20 protein-coding genes are annotated in these 17,179 nt (G+C 70.2%); 10 read left to right on the top strand and 10 right to left on the bottom strand.

Going from position 1 to position 17,179, the window contains the following annotated elements; translation table 11 throughout:
• Positions 1 to 64: 64 nt before the first annotated feature.
• The gene (locus LQK93_RS09225; protein ID WP_374971242.1) at positions 65 to 1,495 is read left to right on the top strand and encodes a purine-cytosine permease family protein; all 1,431 of its coding nucleotides are present in this window, start codon (positions 65 to 67) and stop codon (positions 1,493 to 1,495) included.
• Positions 1,492 to 1,965, top strand: coding sequence for a nucleoside deaminase (locus LQK93_RS09220; protein WP_374971241.1), 474 nt, complete (start codon positions 1,492 to 1,494; stop codon positions 1,963 to 1,965). The genes LQK93_RS09225 and LQK93_RS09220 overlap by 4 nt, the downstream gene beginning before the upstream one ends.
• Before the next feature lie 87 nt (positions 1,966 to 2,052).
• Here the strand turns inward: LQK93_RS09220 and LQK93_RS09215 are convergent, their stop codons facing one another.
• On the bottom strand, positions 2,053 to 2,427 hold the full coding sequence (locus LQK93_RS09215) for a YciI family protein (protein WP_374971240.1): 375 nt from the start codon (positions 2,425 to 2,427) through the stop codon (positions 2,053 to 2,055).
• A gap of 174 nt (positions 2,428 to 2,601) precedes the next feature.
• The gene (locus tag LQK93_RS09210) at positions 2,602 to 3,498 is read right to left on the bottom strand and encodes an NAD-dependent epimerase/dehydratase family protein (protein WP_374971239.1); all 897 of its coding nucleotides are present in this window, start codon (positions 3,496 to 3,498) and stop codon (positions 2,602 to 2,604) included.
• Between the two features lie 102 nt (positions 3,499 to 3,600).
• On the opposite strand from LQK93_RS09210, the gene LQK93_RS09205 reads away from it, so the two are divergent.
• The 3 genes from LQK93_RS09205 (at position 3,601) to LQK93_RS09195 (ending at position 6,603) form a co-directional block, all read left to right on the top strand.
• Complete coding sequence (locus tag LQK93_RS09205; RefSeq protein WP_374971238.1) at positions 3,601 to 4,917, top strand: threonine/serine exporter ThrE family protein; 1,317 nt, start codon at positions 3,601 to 3,603, stop codon at positions 4,915 to 4,917.
• A 161-nt stretch (positions 4,918 to 5,078) separates the two neighbouring features.
• Positions 5,079 to 5,885, top strand: coding sequence for a GTPase (locus LQK93_RS09200; protein ID WP_374971237.1), 807 nt, complete (start codon positions 5,079 to 5,081; stop codon positions 5,883 to 5,885).
• A 154-nt stretch (positions 5,886 to 6,039) separates the two neighbouring features.
• Complete coding sequence (locus LQK93_RS09195; RefSeq protein ID WP_374971236.1) at positions 6,040 to 6,603, top strand: GNAT family N-acetyltransferase; 564 nt, start codon at positions 6,040 to 6,042, stop codon at positions 6,601 to 6,603.
• A gap of 18 nt (positions 6,604 to 6,621) precedes the next feature.
• Here LQK93_RS09195 and LQK93_RS09190 read toward each other — a convergent pair whose 3' ends face one another.
• Positions 6,622 to 7,548: an NAD-dependent epimerase/dehydratase family protein gene (locus LQK93_RS09190; RefSeq protein ID WP_374971235.1), complete on the bottom strand. Its 927-nt coding sequence runs from the start codon at positions 7,546 to 7,548 to the stop codon at positions 6,622 to 6,624.
• A gap of 118 nt (positions 7,549 to 7,666) precedes the next feature.
• Entirely contained in the window at positions 7,667 to 7,873 is a 207-nt protein-coding gene (locus LQK93_RS09185; protein WP_374971234.1) for a hypothetical protein, read from the bottom strand.
• A gap of 423 nt (positions 7,874 to 8,296) precedes the next feature.
• On the opposite strand from LQK93_RS09185, the gene LQK93_RS09180 reads away from it, so the two are divergent.
• Positions 8,297 to 8,752: a hypothetical protein gene (locus LQK93_RS09180; protein WP_374971232.1), complete on the top strand. Its 456-nt coding sequence runs from the start codon at positions 8,297 to 8,299 to the stop codon at positions 8,750 to 8,752.
• Between the two features lie 18 nt (positions 8,753 to 8,770).
• Here the strand turns inward: LQK93_RS09180 and LQK93_RS09175 are convergent, their stop codons facing one another.
• Both LQK93_RS09175 and LQK93_RS09170 read right to left on the bottom strand, forming a co-directional pair.
• Entirely contained in the window at positions 8,771 to 9,346 is a 576-nt protein-coding gene (locus LQK93_RS09175) for a DapH/DapD/GlmU-related protein (protein WP_374971231.1), read from the bottom strand.
• Positions 9,347 to 9,396: 50 nt separating this feature from the next.
• A complete protein-coding gene (locus LQK93_RS09170; protein WP_374971230.1) occupies positions 9,397 to 10,416 on the bottom strand; it encodes a zinc-dependent alcohol dehydrogenase family protein in 1,020 nt (339 codons plus the stop codon).
• Positions 10,417 to 10,588: 172 nt separating this feature from the next.
• Here LQK93_RS09170 and LQK93_RS09165 point away from each other — a divergent pair, with 172 nt between their 5' ends.
• From LQK93_RS09165 to LQK93_RS09150, 4 genes are all read left to right on the top strand, one after another.
• The gene (locus LQK93_RS09165; RefSeq protein ID WP_374971229.1) at positions 10,589 to 11,485 is read left to right on the top strand and encodes a helix-turn-helix transcriptional regulator; all 897 of its coding nucleotides are present in this window, start codon (positions 10,589 to 10,591) and stop codon (positions 11,483 to 11,485) included.
• Positions 11,486 to 11,510: 25 nt separating this feature from the next.
• Complete coding sequence (locus LQK93_RS09160) at positions 11,511 to 11,924, top strand: cupin domain-containing protein (protein ID WP_374971228.1); 414 nt, start codon at positions 11,511 to 11,513, stop codon at positions 11,922 to 11,924.
• Between the two features lie 141 nt (positions 11,925 to 12,065).
• Positions 12,066 to 12,368, top strand: coding sequence for a hypothetical protein (locus LQK93_RS09155; RefSeq protein ID WP_374971227.1), 303 nt, complete (start codon positions 12,066 to 12,068; stop codon positions 12,366 to 12,368).
• Positions 12,369 to 12,503: 135 nt separating this feature from the next.
• Positions 12,504 to 12,965, top strand: a complete 462-nt coding sequence (locus tag LQK93_RS09150) for a phage tail protein (RefSeq protein ID WP_374971226.1) — start codon at positions 12,504 to 12,506, stop codon at positions 12,963 to 12,965.
• Positions 12,966 to 13,010: 45 nt separating this feature from the next.
• Here LQK93_RS09150 and LQK93_RS09145 read toward each other — a convergent pair whose 3' ends face one another.
• The 4 genes from LQK93_RS09145 to LQK93_RS09130 form a co-directional block, all read right to left on the bottom strand.
• On the bottom strand, positions 13,011 to 13,913 hold the full coding sequence (locus LQK93_RS09145; protein ID WP_374971225.1) for a carbohydrate ABC transporter permease: 903 nt from the start codon (positions 13,911 to 13,913) through the stop codon (positions 13,011 to 13,013).
• Positions 13,910 to 14,905 (bottom strand): carbohydrate ABC transporter permease, encoded by a 996-nt coding sequence (locus LQK93_RS09140; protein ID WP_374971224.1) that lies wholly within the window; start codon positions 14,903 to 14,905, stop codon positions 13,910 to 13,912. The genes LQK93_RS09145 and LQK93_RS09140 overlap by 4 nt, the downstream gene beginning before the upstream one ends.
• Positions 14,906 to 14,921: 16 nt before the next feature.
• A complete protein-coding gene (locus LQK93_RS09135; RefSeq protein WP_374971223.1) occupies positions 14,922 to 16,184 on the bottom strand; it encodes an extracellular solute-binding protein in 1,263 nt (420 codons plus the stop codon).
• A 176-nt stretch (positions 16,185 to 16,360) separates the two neighbouring features.
• Positions 16,361 to 17,161 carry a DeoR/GlpR family DNA-binding transcription regulator gene (locus LQK93_RS09130; protein WP_374971222.1) on the bottom strand — a complete coding sequence of 267 codons (801 nt, stop codon included), beginning with the start codon at positions 17,159 to 17,161 and terminating at the stop codon, positions 16,361 to 16,363.
• Positions 17,162 to 17,179 lie beyond the last annotated feature (18 nt).

Raw genomic sequence — 17,179 nt, 5'->3', positions numbered from 1 at the left:
GTCCAGCCTCCCGTTACACCCCCGAAACCCGCTGGGGTCGGCAGGTGCGGGAGAATCGCGACCCATGACACCAGCCGAGGGGCGAGCCCTCTCCGTCGAGGACGCAAACCCCATCGCCGCTGAGCACTACGGCGCCAAGACCTTGGCCGTGGAGCCGGGTGGGATCGAGCAGATCCCCGACAGCGAGCGGCACGGCCACCCGGTCAACCTCCTGTGGACGTGGATGAGCCCGAACCTCGAGTTCGCGACCGTCGCCGTGGGCATCATCGGGCCGCTCTTCTTCGGCCTCTCCTTCAAGCAGACGCTGGCCGCGATCGTCCTCGGCACGGTCCTCGGCTCAGTGACGCACGGCGTCCTGTCCAGCTGGGGCCCCCAGCACGGGCTGGCGCAGATGGTGCTCTCGCGCACCGGCTTCGGCTTCCTCGGCAACATCCTGCCCGCCGGGCTCAACTCGCTGCTCGCCGGCATCGGCTGGTTCGCAGTCAACAGCATCAGCGGTGCCCTCGCCCTGCACGCCCTCGTGGGGGGCCTGCCGACCTGGGTCTGTCTGGTCGTCGTGGTCGCGGCGCAATTGCTCATCGCGTTCCTGGGGCACAACCTCGTGCACGCCTTCGAGCGCTTTGCGCTGCCGCTGCTCGCGGTCGTCTTCGCCATCGGCCTGTACTTCGTGTTCTCCAAGGCCGACCTGGGCGCGCCGGGCAAGCCGATCCCGGGCGCGTTCCTCATCCAGACGGCTGCGGCGTTCGGGTACGCCTGCGGCTGGAACCCGTACGCCTCCGACTACACCCGCTACCTGCCGAGGACGTCGAAGTCCTGGACCGTCGGGCTCTTCGCCGGCCTCGGCATCACCATCTCGTGCATCGTGCTCGAGGCGGCCGGCGCCGCTATGGTCTCCGCTGCGGGGAAGGCCGCCGCGGTCGATCCCGGCGTCTACACGGGGCTCATGCCCACGTGGCTCCGTGACCTCACCCTCCTGTGCATCGCGCTGGGGGCGGTCGCGGCCAACGCCCTCAACATCTACTCCGGCGCCATGTCGTTCCTGGCGCTCGGCATCAAGGTGCCGCCGCACCGGGCCCGTGCCGTCGTCGCGATCATCTTCGGTCTGCTCGGTCTCGTCCTGGCACTCTTCGGCCTCCAGAACGCCGGCACCAACTACGAGAACTTCCTGCTCGTCATCGCCTACTGGATCGGCCCGTGGCTCGGCGTCGTCCTCACCGACCGCCTCCTGCGCCGAGGGGATCCGAGGGCAGAAGTCACTGCGATCGCCACCGACCGCCACTACGCCAACTGGGCCGGTGCCATCGCCATGTTGGTCGCCATGGTCGTGTCGATCTGGCTCTTCTCCAACCAGCAGCTGTACACCGGCGTCATCGTCAAGGCGCACCCCGGCGTCGGAGACATCACCTTCCTCGTCGGTTTCGTCCTCGCCGCCGGGTTGTATGCCGTCCTGCGGCGCCTGCTGCCCGCCCGCACCTCCTCGGGGCGGACGGCATGACCGTCCTGCCGACCGCCGGGTCCGACGCCGACCGGGAGATGCTCGCGGTCGCCCTGGCCGAGGCGCGTGCGGGGCTGGCGGAGGGCGGCATACCCATCGGCGGTGCGCTCTTCGCTGCCGACGGCACGCTGCTCGGACGCGGCCGCAACCGCCGGGTCCAGGAGGACGACCCCTCCATCCACGGGGAGACCGACGCCTTCCGCAAGGCGGGCCGGCAGCGGTCCTACCGCGGGACGACGATGGTGACCACGCTGTCGCCGTGCTGGTACTGCTCAGGGCTCATCCGGCAGTTCGGCATCAGCCGGCTCGTCATCGGCGAGTCCCAGACGTTCACCGGCGGCCACAACTGGCTCGCCGACGACGCCGGGGTCGAGGTCGTCCTGCTCGACGACCCCGACTGCGTGAGCATGATGACCGACTTCATCGCGGCCCGCCCCGACGTGTGGAACGAGGACATCGGCGTCGACTGACCCGCCGTCCGTCCTCATCATGGGAGGACATCGTGGTGAGGTCTGCGCCGGCACGGCCGCTTCCCGGTGCCGGCGCAGACCGAGACCTCACGCGCCGGGTGCGTCCGGCCCGTCGGAGATCTGGCGCAGCGTCGCGACGACCTTGACCTCCGGCCAGTGCTTCGCGTGCAGCTCGGCGAACTCGCGCTGGTCGGCGACGGCCTCCTCGAGCGAGTCGTACTGCATGATCGCCCAGCCGCCGACGATCTCCTTGCTCTCGGCGTACGGCCCGTCGACCCGCGTCACCGTGCCGTTGTCGACGACGAAGTTCACGGCGTCCTCCGTGCCGTAGAGGCCCCCGCCGTCGAGGAACACGCCCTTGGCGGCACGCTCGCCGATGTGGACGTCCATCGCGTCGAAGAGCGACTGCGGGGGCGCTCCGATGCCCTCTTCCATCCTCACGAAGCCCATGAAACGCGGCATCTGCATCTCCTTCTGGTTGCTGGTGGTCCTGCCTGTCATCACTGCGTCGAACGGCTCGGCACCTCTTCGACACCGTCGTAGGAGAAAGGTCGCGAGCCGCCGCTCCGCATGGGTCGGCGACGGGCTCGCCTACGACCTCCCGGCCATGGACCCGTGCTGAGCCACGCCTCGGCGTCAGGCGCGGGGGTCGGGGAGGACGTCGCGCCAGGAGTGCTGGGGCGAGTAGCCGAGCAGGTCGCGGGCCTTGTCGATGGAGTAGAAGGTCTCGTTGCGCCCCATCGGCCGGCGTAGCTCCACCCCGGCGTAGAAGCGCTCGCGCACCTCGTCGGTCGTCGCGGCGACGGACAGGTCGGCGTTCGCGACGTTGAAGACCTCGTAGCCGAGCCCGTCTACCTCGAGGCAGCGCTGCACCATCTGGCCCAGGTCGCGGGTGTCGATGTAGGCGAAGACGTTGCGCCGCCGCAGCGCCGGGTCGTCGAGAAACGGCGGGAACAGCTCGGCGTACTCGTGCGGCTCGATGACGTTGTTGATCCGCAGCCCGTAGATGTCGGCGCCGGTGCGCGCCTGGAACGACCGCGCCGTCACCTCGTTCGCCACCTTCGACATCGCGTACGAGTCCTCCGGCACCGTGGGGTGCTCCTCGTCCACCGGCACGTAGAGCGGCCGCCGCTCCCCCTGCGCGAAGCAGATCCCGTAGGTCGTCTCCGACGACGCGAAGATCACCTTGCGGATGCCGAGCCGGGTCGCCGCCTCGAGCACGTTGTAGGTGCTGAGCACGTTCGCCGCATACGTCTTCGCATCCGAGGTGAGCAGGATCCGCGGGATCGCGGCGAAGTGCACGACGGCGTCGTAGGCCGGCTTGGCCGCAAGCTCCAGCTCGTCGAAGTTCGCCGGTCCCGCGAGGGCGGAGTACGTCTCGCCGATGTCGGTGAGGTCGACCTGCAGGTCGTCGACGTCCGGGCGCCCGAGCGGGACGAGGTCGACGTTGGTGACCTGGTGGCCCTGCTCGGCGAGGAAGGGTGCGACGTGCCTGCCGGCCTTGCCGCTGCCACCGGTGAAGAAGATGCGCATGCCCCCGATCCAACCATCGACGTCGCCGCCCGCAGCGACGCGCGCGCCCACCACCCCGACGGCCCGGACGACCCAGCCGGCCGCCCTGCGATGATGGCCCGCATGGATGGACCCGCGGCCGCGCACCGCCCCGATGCGGCCGATGCAGCCGAACCAGCTGCAGCCGAGCCCGCCGCAGCCCCGGACCGCGAAACCGAGACCCGCGCCCTGCTCGCCGAGCTCGGCACCGCCATGATCGCGACCGGCCAGCCGGTGCAGGAGATCGAGGAGGAGCTCGCCGAGGTGAGCGCTCGGCTCGGCTATCCCGACGTGCAATCCGCGGTCGGCCCCACCGGCCTGATGCTCACCCTCACGCCCGGCGGCCCCGCCACCTACCGCTCGGCCCCCGCTGGCCTTCGCCTCCACCAGGCGGCGAGCGTGCGCCTCATCCGCCACCAGCTCCTCCAGGGCGAGCTGACCATCCCCGAGGCCCGCGCCGAGCTCGCCGCCACGGCCAAGCGGCCCGTCCAGCAGCCGCCGTGGCTCGTCGCGCTCGCGTGGCCGGTGCTCGCCGTCGGCATCGCGCTCATCCTCCAGCCCGGGTGGGCCAACGTCGCCGCCGCGGCGGTCGGCGCCCTCATCGTGCTCGCGCTCGTCCAGCTCGCCGCGCGCTACGAGGTGGTCACGGCGCTGCTGCCGACCCTGGCCGCCTTCGCCGTGTCGCTCGTCGTCTTCGGTGCCGCGAACGCCGGCCTGCTCGAGGGCCCGCTGCGCACCGTCCTGCCGCCGCTGGCCGTCCTGCTCCCCGGCGCCCTCGTGGTCAACGGCATGTCCGAGCTCGCCGCCGGGCACATGCAGGCCGGCTCGGCCCGGCTCACCTACGGCCTGGCCCAGCTCGGCCTCTTCGCCCTCGGCCTGCTCATGGCCACCGCCCTGCTGCGCATCCCCACCGAGACCTTGGTCAACCTCCGCGTCGACGAGATCGGCTGGGCCGGCGCACCCGTCGGCCTGCTGCTCGTCGGCGCGAGCATCTGCCTCATGGAGGGCGTGCCGCTGCGCCTGCAGGGCTGGGTGCTGCTCGTGCTGGCCCTCGCCTTCGGCGCCCAGGTCGCCGGGCAGCAGCTCGGCACGGTCGCCCTCGGCGGCTTCCTCGGCGCCATCGCCGCCAGCCTCGGCGCGAGCCTCGTCGAGCTGCGCCACCCGCTGCTGCCCCGCCTGGTGCTCTTCCTCCCCGCGTTCTGGCTGCTCGTGCCGGGCAGCCTCGGCCTCGTCGGCGTCACCGAGCTCGCCGCCGGTCGCGAGTCCGCCACCAACGTCGCCCTCGGCCTGCTCGGCGTGGCCATCGCGATCTCCCTAGGCCTGCTCGTCGGGTCCTCCGTCGGCCGCGCCCTGCGCGGACGCTTCGCCGCGCCCGTCGACCCGGCCGCCCCGCACACCTGAGCGGCACCCGCGCACCCGGGCACACGGCATACGCCCTCGGCACGGCGACCGCCCGAGGGCACCGGAGAACGGGTGGGTACGCACTGCAGTGCGCCCGAGGACCCGCGGACCGTAGGCTCGTGGGGCCAACGGGCACCTGACCAGCCTGCCGAGGAGGCACCGTGTCTCAGACTTCATCGCGGATCCGGACGATCCTGCCGCCGACGAGCCGCACCGCCATCGGGGCGACCGTCGCCGGTGGCCTGCTGACCGCGCTCGCGTCGGCCCCCGAGAAGATCGGCCGGCTGCTGCGCGACCGCTACCCGATGGTGGCCGTCACCGGCATGACCGGCGTCGGCAAGAGCCAGCTCGTCGACCGGCTGACCCGCCGCTCCACCGACGACGCCGCGGCCGAGGTCGGCTCGGCGACGATGGAGCGCCGCACCCGCAAGGGCGCCCGGCTGCACGGCTTCCGCTTCCTCGTCGTGCCCGGCGACAACGCGGCCACGCGCCTCGGCGCCCTCGACGAGGTCTTCCACGACGAGCCGGTCGACGGGATCATCCACGTCGTCGCCAACGGCTACGCCACGCCCCGCCGCGCCGCCGGCATCACCGGAGCGGCCAGCGCGACCCGCGAGGAGCAGCTCGCCGCCGAGCTCGAGGACTGGACGATCACCTCGCACCGGATCGCCTCGCTGGCCGTGCGCCGCACCAAGCCGATCTGGCTCATCATCGCCGTGACGAAGACCGACCTCTACCCCGACGACATCGACGAGGTCGTGCGCTACTACTCGCCCGGCAGCGGCTCCCCGTTCGGCGACAAGGTCGACGCGCTGCGCGCCCTCGCCGGCGGCGCGAAGCTGTCCATCGACGTGCGCCCGGTCTCCAGCCAGGGCGGCGACCGCAAGGCGCCGATCTCCGAGAAGCGCGCCTCCGCGATGGTCGACGCCCTCGCCGACCGGTTGGGCCAGCTCAGCGGCCACGCCTGAGCCGTCGTTCCACCGCTTGCGTATGCCGTGTGCTGACGGCGCGCGATCACGCTCGCGTCGGCTCGGGTGCCCTTTCGCCCCCGGCGTCCGCCTCTCGCGGCATGCTGTTCGGGACGGCGACGACCCGTCGTCCGCGCGGGAACAGGGAGGCCACGTGACGGCATACGAGGTCAGGGCACTGACGCCGGAGACGTGGGACGCGTACGCGGCGCTGATGGAGCGGCACGGCGGCGTCTTCGGCGGCTGCTGGTGCACGTGGTTCCACACCATGTCGACCGAGAAGGAGCGCACGTACGAGGGCAACCGGGCGCTCAAGCAGCGCCTCGTCGACGAGTGCCGGGCCCACGCCGCGCTCGTCTTCGACGGGGACGAGGCCGTCGCCTGGGCCCAGTTCGGCTCTCCCGCAGAGCTGCCCAACATCCGGCACCGCAAGCAGTACGAGGAGGAGACCGACATGCTGCCCGACTACCGGGTGACGTGCATCTTCGTCGACAAGCGCTACCGCCGGAAGCACCTGTCGGATGTGGCCCTCCAGGGCGTGATCGACCTGATCGCAACGGCCGGCGGCGGCACCGTCGAGGGCTACCCGCACGACAAGGGCGGCAAGCGCGAGGCCGTCCTCTACAGCGGCACCCGCACCCTGTTCGAGCGGACCGGCTTCGAGTACCTCCGCCCCAAGGGCCAGTTCAACTGCGTCATGCGCCGCACCGTCCCCTGACGCTCGTCTGAGCTGGGGTCAGTGCGAGGCGACCCAGGCGTCGATGGCTTCGATCACGGTGTCGGTGACGCTGTGCTTCGGGACGAAGCCGAGCGCGTCGCGGGCCTTGTCCATCGAGAAGACCGGCGACCGGCCGATGTGGTCGAGCGTGATGGCGACCTGCTCCGGGTCGGTCGTCTTCTCGAACTCGGCCCACGGCACGAACTCGATCTTCGGCTCGTGCTCGAAGTGCCGGGCGACGAGCTCGGCGTACCCGCGGAGGGTCAGTGCCTGCGTACACACGCTGTTGAAGCTCTCCCCGGCGGCCGCGTCCGGCTGCTCGAGGCAGGCCTGGTGCAGTCCGGCGACGTCCTCCGCGTGCACGTGGTGGACCGTCTCGCCGCCGCGGTCGGGCAGGGTGCAGGAGCCGTCCGTCCGCAGCGACTCGATCACCGCCGGGTCGACGTTGCCGGCGGGGCCGATCGGCATCCACCCCGGCCCGCTGATGTGGCCGGGGTGGACGACGCTGGCGCGGACCCGGTCCTGGTCCATGAGGTAGCGCTCGATCGCGAGCTTGTTCACGCCGTAGTAGCCGTACGGGTGCTTCGGCGCGTCCTCGGTCGTCGGGACGAGGGTGCTCGGGCCGTAGGACCAGATGCTCCCGGTGTGGACGACGTGCTGGCCGTCGAGCGCCCTCACCAGCTGCTCGGCCTGGGTGATGGTGAAGCACGTGAGGTCGACGACGGCGTCAGGCCGGAGCCCGGCGACCAGCGCACCGAACTCGCCGTCGGCCTCGGCGGCCTCACGGTCGCACCTCACCATCTCGACCTCGCCCCAAGCCGGGTCCTCCCGGTAGGGCCGTCGCGCGCCGCGACTGATGACGAGGGCCTCGTGACCCGATCTCACCAGGCTCGGGACCAGGTAGGTGCCGATGTGACCAGTGCCCCCGATGACGACCACGCGCATGCGTCCGACGTACCCACCACTCCTCGAAGCCTCGAACAGGTTGAGCTTCTTGCCCATCGTCAGCGCGGGCGTGGTGCCGCCTCCACGCCTGTCGAGAAGGCGTTGGCCCGGGCCGACGTCAGGAAGCGCAGACGGCGTAGACCTGCGCCGAGTAGGAGAAGGTCGAAAACCGCCAGCCGCTGTAGCTCGAGTAGGACCCCTTGATCTGCTTGGCGGCAGCTTTCCAACCGTTGCCGTACGGCATCGACCCGGTCAGCACGTACTCCGTGCTGCTGGTCGACCCGTAGTAGTTGTTGGGCAGGGCAGCCACGCCGCCCCCGGTCATGCGCCATCCGTAAGGGCACGAGACGGTTCCCGTGCCCGAAACCGTCTTCGTCGTGTCGAAGTAGTTGACCGCGGCCTGAACTGCCGGCGGAGAGACCAAGAGACCGACCGCGACCCCAACAGCAGTGAAACCGACGTACTTGACGCGCTGGCGCATGACGACCTCTCTCCCGCGGGACCGTCCCGCAGGCCGGTCGAAACACTAGGTTCCCGAAGCTCGTGCCGTGTCCGGATTCGCCATATTCGTTCCAGGAGCCGCCTGAGCCTCTGGGAGCCGCGGAGGGTTGTCGGGGTCCGGAACCGGCGCGCACACTCGACAGACCAGCGCCCGCGGCACCTCGGTGCGGCGGGCTTCCGTCGACGTCAGGTCGGCAGCCTCGCCGGCCGCAGCGAGGAGACCACCGTGCGCGCACCAAACCGAACCATGACCGCAGGCGCAACCGTCGCAGCCATCGCCCTGCTTCTCGGAGGCTCCGCCCTGACGGCGGGCGCCACCACGGGACAGGAGTCGTCACAGGACCGCACAATGAGGTTCCACGTGCAGTTCAGCCCGTTCAACTACACGGATCTCGGTGCGCCGGGACCATCGGCCGCGGACGTCATCGTCTTCCACGACCAGCTGCAGCAGAACGGCAGGACCGTCGGGGACGAGGTCGGCAGCTGCGTCCTGGTGGACAAGCAGGGACTGGCCAACTGCACCGGCGTCGTGAGGCTCGGGAAGCGCGGCACCATCACGTACTCGTTCGTGAACGCCCCGCCGCCGCACAAGGTCCTGGCCGTCACGGGCGGCTCAGGCCAGTTCCGCAGCGCCGGCGGAGACGGCACGCTGGACGAGAACGGCGACGGGACCGGGACCCTGGTGCTCAGGCTGCAGGACTAGAACCAGCCGGTGTCCGGGTCAGGCGGTGAAGCCGGTCGGGCGGATGACCTTGGCCGGGACGCCGGCGACGATGGTGTCGGCCGGCACGTCCTTGGTCACCACCGCTCCGGCGCCGACGACCGCACCGTCGCCGATCGTGACGCCCGGCACCACAGTGACCCCGGCGCCGAGCCAGACGTCGCGGCCGATCGTCACCCGTGCCGGGACCATGTCGGCCCGGCGGGACGGGTCGACGGCGTGGTTCAGCGTCGTCAGCGTCGTGCCGTGGCCGATGAGCGTCCCATCGCCGATGGTGATGCCGCCGGTGTCCTGGAACCGGCACCCCATGTTGACGAAGACCCGCTCTCCGAGGGTGAGGTTCTTGCCGAACTCGGAGTAGAACGGCGGGAAGACCGTGACGGACTCGGGCACGGCCTTCCCGGTGAGCCTCGAGAGCAGCGCCCGTACCTCGTCCGGCGTCCGGTAGGCGCCGTTCAGCTCGGCCACGACGCGCAACGCCTCCTGCGCCGCGCCGTGCATGAACTGGTGCGCCGCCGAGCCGCCCTCGATGAGGCGACCGGCGCCGACGTGGTCGCGGAACTCCTGCAGGTCCATCCGTCACTCCCTTCCACGGACCGGCGCAGCCGGCGAGACAACACGAACCATCACAACGTCAGCAACACCTTGGTGGCGGTCCGCTCGTCCATCGCCTTGTAGCCCTGGGCCGCGTCCTCGAGCGGGAGGGTGAGGTCGAAGACCTTGCCCGGGTCGACCTTCCGGTCCCAGATCAGCTGGATCAGGTGCGGCAGGTACTCGCGCACCGGCGCCGGCCCGCCGTGGAGGTGAACGCCGGCCATGAACAGCTCGTCGCCGGGGATCGCGACGTCGTGCGAGACGCCGACGAACCCGACGTGGCCACCGGGACGGGCCGAGTGGATCGCCTGCATCATCGCCTCCTGGGTGCCGACGGCCTCGATGACCGAGTGCGCCCCGAGCCCGCCGGTCAGCTCCTTGACCCTCGCAACCCCGGCCTCGCCGCGCTCCTCGACGATGTCGGTCGCGCCGAACTCGCGCGCCAGCGCCTGCCGGTCGGCGTGCCGGCTGAAGGCGATGATCCGCTCCGCGCCGAGCTCCCGGGCGGCCAGGATGCCCAGCAGCCCGACGGCCCCGTCGCCGACGACGGCCACGGTCTTGCCCGGCCCCGCCTCGGCCGCGACCGCCGCGAACCACCCGGTGCCGAGCACGTCGGAGGCCGCCATGAGCGAGGGGATCAGGTCGGCGTCCGGCTGCCCCGGCGTCGCAACGAGGGTGCCGTCGGCGAGCGGGATCCGCGCCAGCTCGGCCTGCGTGCCGATCGTGCCCATGAGGACGCGGTGCACGCAGTACGCCTGGTACCCCGCCTTGCAGATCTCGCACGTGTTGTCCGAGGCCCAGAACGACCCGACGACGAAGTCGCCGACCTTCACGGTGCGCACCTCTGGGCCGACCTCCTCGACGACGCCGACGTACTCGTGCCCCATCACCTGGTGGTCGACCGGCTCGGCGCCGCGGTAGGGCCACAGGTCGCTACCGCAGATGCAGGTGGCCGTGAGGCGGATGATCGCGTCCGTCGGCTCGATGATCCTCGGGTCCTCGCGCTCCTCCACCCGCACGTCGCCGGGTGCGTACATGACAACTCCACGCATCGCGCGAGCTCCTTCGCTTTCCTCGTGGGCCGGATGCCCACCGGGACCAATCGGTCCCACCCGACGAGTCAAACCGCCGAGGCGACACGGCGGGAGTCCCTGTCGAGGGACGTACTGACAGGGCACCTCTCGCGGCCCGGCGGACGCCCCGACCCGGCCTAGTCTCGAGAGCGTGGACAACCGCCAGGAGGTGCGCGAGTTCCTGATGACCCGCCGCGCCCGCATCACCCCCGACCAGGTCGGCCTCCCCGCCGGACGCGGTCGACGCGTGCCCGGGCTGCGCCGCAGCGAGGTCGCGACGATCGCCGGGCTCAGCGTGGAGTACTACGCCCGACTCGAACGCGGGCAGATCGCCGGCGCCTCGACCGGCGTACTCGACGCACTCGCCCGCGCCCTGCAGCTCGACGACACCGAGCGCGCCCACCTGCTCGACCTCGCGAGGGCAGCGGACGGCATACCCACCTCCGGGCGGCCGCGGCGACGGGCCGCGGGGAGGCCGGCGTCACGCCCGAGCCTGCAGTGGGCGCTCGAGTCCATCCGCGACGGCGTCGCCTTCGTCCGCGACCCGCACCAGAACCTGCTCGCCACCAACACCCTCGGGCGCGCCTTCTACTCGCCCGTCATCGGCGAGAGCGGCCGGATGCCGAACCTCGCCCGGTTCCAGTTCCTCGACCCCGCCTCGCACGACTTCTACCCGGACTGGGAGCTCTTCGCCGGGATGTGCGTCGCCATCATGCGCGCCGAGGCCGGCCGCGACCCGCACGACCGCGGCCTGCAGGACCTCGTCGGCGAGCTGTCCACCCGCAGCGAGGTGTTCCGGCGCCTGTGGAGCGCGCACGACGTGCGCACCCACGGCACCGGCACCAAGCGCTTCAACCACCCCGTCGTCGGCGAGCTGACCCTGGCCTACGAGGAGCTCGCCATCACCGCCGAGCCCGGCCTCGTGCTCCTTGTCTACACGGCCGAGCCCGGCTCGCCGTCAGCCGAGCGCCTGCAGCTGCTCGCCTCCTGGGCGGCCTCGACGCCGGCTCCCTCGTCGACCACCGACACGTCGCTTCCCAGCAGCTAGATCCCCAACAGCCAGAAGGACATCCATGCAGATCACCCGCAGCTCCGTCCCGACCGTGAAGGGCCCGAGCGACTGGTTCACCGGCGACGTCTACATCGACGCGGTTGCCGCAGCACCGGCGCCGTCGCGCGTCAGCGCCAACCTCGTCCACTTCATGCCCGGCGCCCGCACCCACTGGCACCGCCACCCGCTCGGCCAGACCGTCTTCGTCACCGAGGGCGTCGGCCTCTGCCAACGCCGCGGCGGCCCCGTCGAGGTCATCCGCCCGGGCGACCGCGTCCTCTTCGAGGCGGACGAGGAGCACTGGCACGGCGCCGCGCCCGACCGGCTGATGGTGCACATCGCCATCAACGAGGGCGATGCCGACCACGACGTCGTGCACTGGCTGACGCCCGTCACCGACGAGGAGTATGCCGTCTCACCCGCCGTGACCGACTGAGTCCCTGCCTGCTCGGCGCCGATCCAGGCGTTTGCCCATCGACCGATCGCCGGCGCGCGTAGCGTCGAGATAGCCCCGGCGAGACCTTCACGGGTCGCCCCTCCACAGCCGGGGCCTGATCGGGAAGGGATGTGCAACGGCATGAGCTACGGCGTCGTCCACCAGTTCAAGGGTGGCACCAAGGACCAGTACGAGGCTTCCATCGCGGCAGTCCACCCCTCCGACGGGAGCCTGCCCGCCGGGCAGGTCTTCCACGCGGCGGGACCGTCGGCCGATGGCTGGACCATCGTCGCGATCCACGAGTCGAAGGAGAGCTGGGAGGCGTTCCGCGACGGGATCCTTATGCCCCGCATGCAGGAAGGCATCCCGGGCGGCTTCACCGAGCCGCCGGAGGAGACCGTCTTCGAGGTGGTCAACGAGGTGAGGGCCTCGGCCTCGGCCTGAACCTCGGTCCGTCCGTCAGCGAACCGGGCTCCTCGTCAGTGTTCTTCCACTGACCAGGAGCCCGGTTCGCGCACGAGGCGCCGCTAGCCTTGGAGGGGGCCGCGCCCAGGTCAGCGGCGGAACAGGAGGTGCGCAATGGCATACGACGTCGACTTCACGGAGGTCTCGACGGTCGGTCTGGAGTCCTCGCCCGTGGCGGAGGCGCTGGCCGGCCTGCGCGCCAACGAGGCGCGCTACTTCAAGAACAAGTACGACCACACGTTCAGCACCCAGCCGGCCCACGAGGCGGACGACGTCGTCGACCACCTCGCCCGGATCCTCAAGGAGGAGCGCGACATCGTCATCGGCTCGCCCGCCCTGGAGGCCACGCAGTTCGAGGTCGACGGTGTCCGCTGGTCCTACGTCTTCTACGAGTCGGGCCTGTCGGTCAACGTCCTCTGGACGCTCGCCGACGGCGGCAAGCGCGCCGTCGGGTTCAAGCTCTCGGACGGCATGGAGGTCCCCGCCGAGCTGGCCGCCTTCAAGTTCGCCCGGCAGAAGTCGAAGCTCGCCGGGACGATCCGCGGCTCCTACTTCGTCATCAAGGGCGAGTACTGACTGCGGACCACCCGGTGGACCACCCGGTCGGGCTGGACCCCGCCGCTACTTGACCGAGCCGGCGGTGAGGCCCCCGACGAGGTGCTTCTCGATGACGGCGAAGAGGATGACGACCGGCACGACCGCGATGACGGAGGCCGCGAAGAGCTGGTCCCAGTGCTGCTCGTAGCCGGTGATGTAGGCGCGCATGCCGACCGTCAGCGGCTTCTTGTCGTCGTCGATCATGAGCGTCAGCGCCACGACGTACTCGTTCCAGGCGGCGATGAACGTGAAGATCGTCGCCGTGACGAGGCCCGGCAGGGTCAGCGGCAGCATGACCCGGCGCAGCACCTGCCAGCGGGTGGCGCCGTCGAGCGAGGCCGCCTCCTCCACCTCGAGCGGGATGGAGGAGAAGAAGCCGTGCAGGATCCAGATCGCGAAGGCCAGGTTGAACGCGGCGTTCGTGATGATCAGCGCCGCGTAGGTGTTGATCAGGTTCAGCTCGAAGAACTGCCGGTAGAGACCGACGACGAGCGAGGTCGGCGCGAACATCTGCGTCACCAGGACGAGGAACAGGAACGCCCCTCGGCCCGGGAACCGGTGCCGCGCCGTCATGAAGGCGGCCGGGATCGCGACGAGGACGACGATCACGGTCGAGCCGGTCGCCACGATGAGCGAGGTCTTGAGCCAGTTGAGGAACCGCTCGTCGCCGAGGATCGTCGCGTAGGTGTTGAGCTGCCACACCTTCGGGAGGATCGACGTCGGGGTGCTCTTGACGTCGGTGCTCGTGCGCAGCGAGTCGAGGACCATGATCAGGTAGGGCGAGAGGAAGACGAACGCCACGAGGGCGCCGCCGACGGCCATCCAGGCGCGCTTGCGCCGCCTCGGGTCCCGGCCGCGCGCGACCGTCTCCGCCTGCTCCGGCGGGTTGCCGGGGGCGACCGGCGCGGCAGCCGTCGTCGTGCTCATCGGGTCGTCTCCTCGCGCACGTTGATGATCCTCAGGTAGATCGCGACCACGACCAGGATGAGCAGCACGTTGAAGATGCCGGCCGCCGCCGACATGCCGACGTCGTGCTCCTGGCTCTTGAAGGCCAGCTTGTACATGAACGTGATCGTCGTGTCGTGCGCGTAGCCCGGGTTGCGGTCGTTGAGGGTGTAGACGATCGGGAAGCTGTTGAAGACGTAGATGACGTTGAGCACCGTGGCGATCATCAGGGCCGGGCGCATGAGCGGCAGCGTGATGTTCCAGTAGCGCTGCCACGGGCTCGCGCCGTCGACGGTCGCCGCCTCCATGACGTCGTCGGGGATTGCCCCGAGCCCTGCGATGAAGACGAAGATCGTGAACGGCAGCGACACGAAGATGCCGACGACCACCATCGAGAACATCGTCCAGCTGTCGTTGCCGAGGAAGTCGATCGGCGTGCTGATCAGATGGAGCTTGAGCAGCACGTAGTTGATGACGCCGTAGTTGTAGTCGTAGAGCAGCACGAACAGCTGGCTCGTGATGACGAGCGACGCCGCCCACGGCACGATGACCGCCCAGCGCACGAAGCGCCGCCCCGGGAAGCTCTTCACGAGGAACTGCGCGAGCGCCAGGCCGATCACGATGGTGAAGGCGACCACCGCCACGACCCACACGACGGTGTTGCGCAGGACCTGGCCGAGGTCCTGGTGCTCGAGCACCTTCTGGTAGTTCGCCCACCCGGCATCGCCCGTGCGCAGGCCGGTGATCGAGAACTGCCCGCGGGAGGCGTCGAAGAGCTTGACGGCCGGGTAGAGCACGACCCCGAGGATGAGTGCCAGCGCCGGCGCCAGCCAGAGGAGGGCGACCAGCGGCTGGACCTGGCCGATGCGGCCGGCCCGCTTGCGCCGGAAGGGACCAGACGGCATACGCGAGCGGGTGGCCCCCGCCCCCGCCGAGTCGGCGGGAGCGGGGGTCACGGCAGTGCTGTCACTCATCGCGGTGAGCTCCGGGTCAGCCGGCGTTCTCGGCGGTCTTCTGCAGGTCGTCGAGGACGGCCTTCGGGTCGCCGCTCATGGCCTTGCCGAGGTTCTGCTGGACGGCGAGCTTGACCTTGTCCCACGCCGGGTCGTCGGTCGGGGTGAGGCGCGCGTTGGGCAGCGTGTCGAGGTAGACCTTGAGCTTCGGGTCGCTCGAGAACTGCTGGACTCCCGACTTCGTGACCGGCAGGAAGCCCTCGGCCTTGATGAAGGTGTTGACCTGGTCAGGCTGGTAGTAGAGGTCGTAGAAGGCCTTGACCGCCGCCTGGTTGCCCGGCTTCTTGAAGGCCATCAGGTAGTCGGTGACACCGAAGGTCTTGCTCTCGGAGTTGTCGTTGGTCGGGAACGGCGCGACGCCGTAGTCGACCTTCTTGTCCTGGTCGAGCGCGCCGGCCAGCGGGCTGAAGCCGATGACCATGCCGGCCTTGCCCGACTTGAACAGGTCGAAGGCGTCGGCACGGTTGGTGCGGGCCGGGTTGTTCTGCGTGACCTTCTCGTCGGAGAGCTTCTTGAGGAAGGTCAGCGTCTGGACGTTCTTGTCCGAGTTGATCGTCCACTTGCCGTCGGTCTTCCAGTCACCGCCGTTGTTGAACAGCCACATGGAGAACTCGCCCTGGGACTCCTCTGGGCCGAGCGGGAGCGCGTAGCCGACGTTGCCGGTCGCGGCGATCTTCTTGGCGTCCGCCTCGAGCTCGTCCCACGTCTTCGGCGGGTTCGTGATGCCGGCCTGCTTGAAGAGCGCCTTGTTGTAGAAGAGCGCGCGGGCCGAGGACAGGTCGGGGAAGCCGTACATCTTGCCCTGGTACGTGCCGTACTTGACGAACGTGTCGAGGATGTCGCTCTTGGCCGACGCCGGCAGCACCTCGTCGGAGTTGTAGAGGAGGCCGTCCTTCGCGTAGCTCGCGTACGCGTTGAGGTTGAGGATGTCGGGCGCCTGGTTGTTCTGGATCATCGTCGAGGACTGCTGGTCGATGTTGTCCCAGCTGACGACCTGGACGTCGAGCGTGTTGCCCGTCTTCTCCTTGTACGTCTTGGCGAAGGCGTCCCAGAAGGCCTTGGTGTGGTCCTTGGAGTACTCGGCCGCGACGAGCTTGATCGTCGTCGGGCCGCTGCCCCCGGTGGAACCGCCACCGCCGCCGGCAGCCGACCCGGCGCCGGTGCCTCCCCCGCACGCGCCGAGGGCCAGGCCTGCGATGGCCATCCCCGCGACGACCACAGACTTCTTCGTGGACCTCATTGTCTCTCCCTTGGTTCAGTGTCGGCCGGTGACGTAGGTGTGGCGTCGCTACCGACGCGCCTCCCGGCCGCAATGACGACAACCTAGATCGGCACTCTCCATCATTCAAGAACAATCATGACCGGATCTCCATCGATTCGATCACAAACACGCATCGTTTCGCGGATCGGCATCCCTCAGACCTCGTGCACCTGCACGCCGGCAGCGCGGATCGCCTCCACCTCGTCGCGGTCTGCGCCCACGGTAGTGACGAGATGGTCGATCCGCTCGACGGGACAGATAGAGGCGAAGGTGCGCGCGCCGAGCTTGTCCCCGGTGGCGACGCAGATGACCTCCTTGGAGCGCTCGATCATCGTGCGGATGATGGCCGCCTCCTCCTCGTGCCGGCACGTCGCACCCTCCCGGGCCGAGAGCGCGTTGACGCCGACGATGGCGACGTCGATCCACAGCTGCTGGAGGACGAGCGTCGCCAGGGGTCCCGTCACCTCGTAGGACTCGGGCCGCGCAACCCCACCGAGCGAGACGCACTGGACGTGCGGGCGCAGCACCGCCTCGGAGGCGATGTTGAGCGCATTGGTCACGATGGTGACCTCGCCGTCGAGGGCGAGGTCCTCGCGCGCGGTGATGGCCCGCGCGGTCGCGGTCGTCGTCGTGCCGCCGTTGAGACCGATGACCTGGCCGGGCTGGACGAGGGCGGCCGCCGCCTCGGCGACGCGTGCGCGGTCCTCGTCGGCCCGGCTGCTGCGGTAGCGGTAGGGCAGCTCGTAGGCGACCGACGTGGCGACGACACCGCCGTGGTTGCGGGCCACGAGCTGGCGCTTGGCGAGCTCGGAGAAGTCGCGCCGGATCGTCGCCTCGCTGACCCCGAGCAGATCGGCCGCCTCGCCGACTCCCAGGCGCCCGCTCGTCGCGAGCCGGTCGAGCATGACCGACCAGCGGCTGGCTCGGGTGGGGGCGAGGTCGCTCTCATGGCTCACGCCCTGACGATACCGCCC

It is taken from the genome of Terrabacter sp. BE26 (assembly GCF_041941675.1).
Classification (GTDB): Bacteria; Actinomycetota; Actinomycetes; order Actinomycetales; family Dermatophilaceae; genus Terrabacter.
This window is presented reverse-complemented; position numbering and strand designations above follow the sequence as displayed.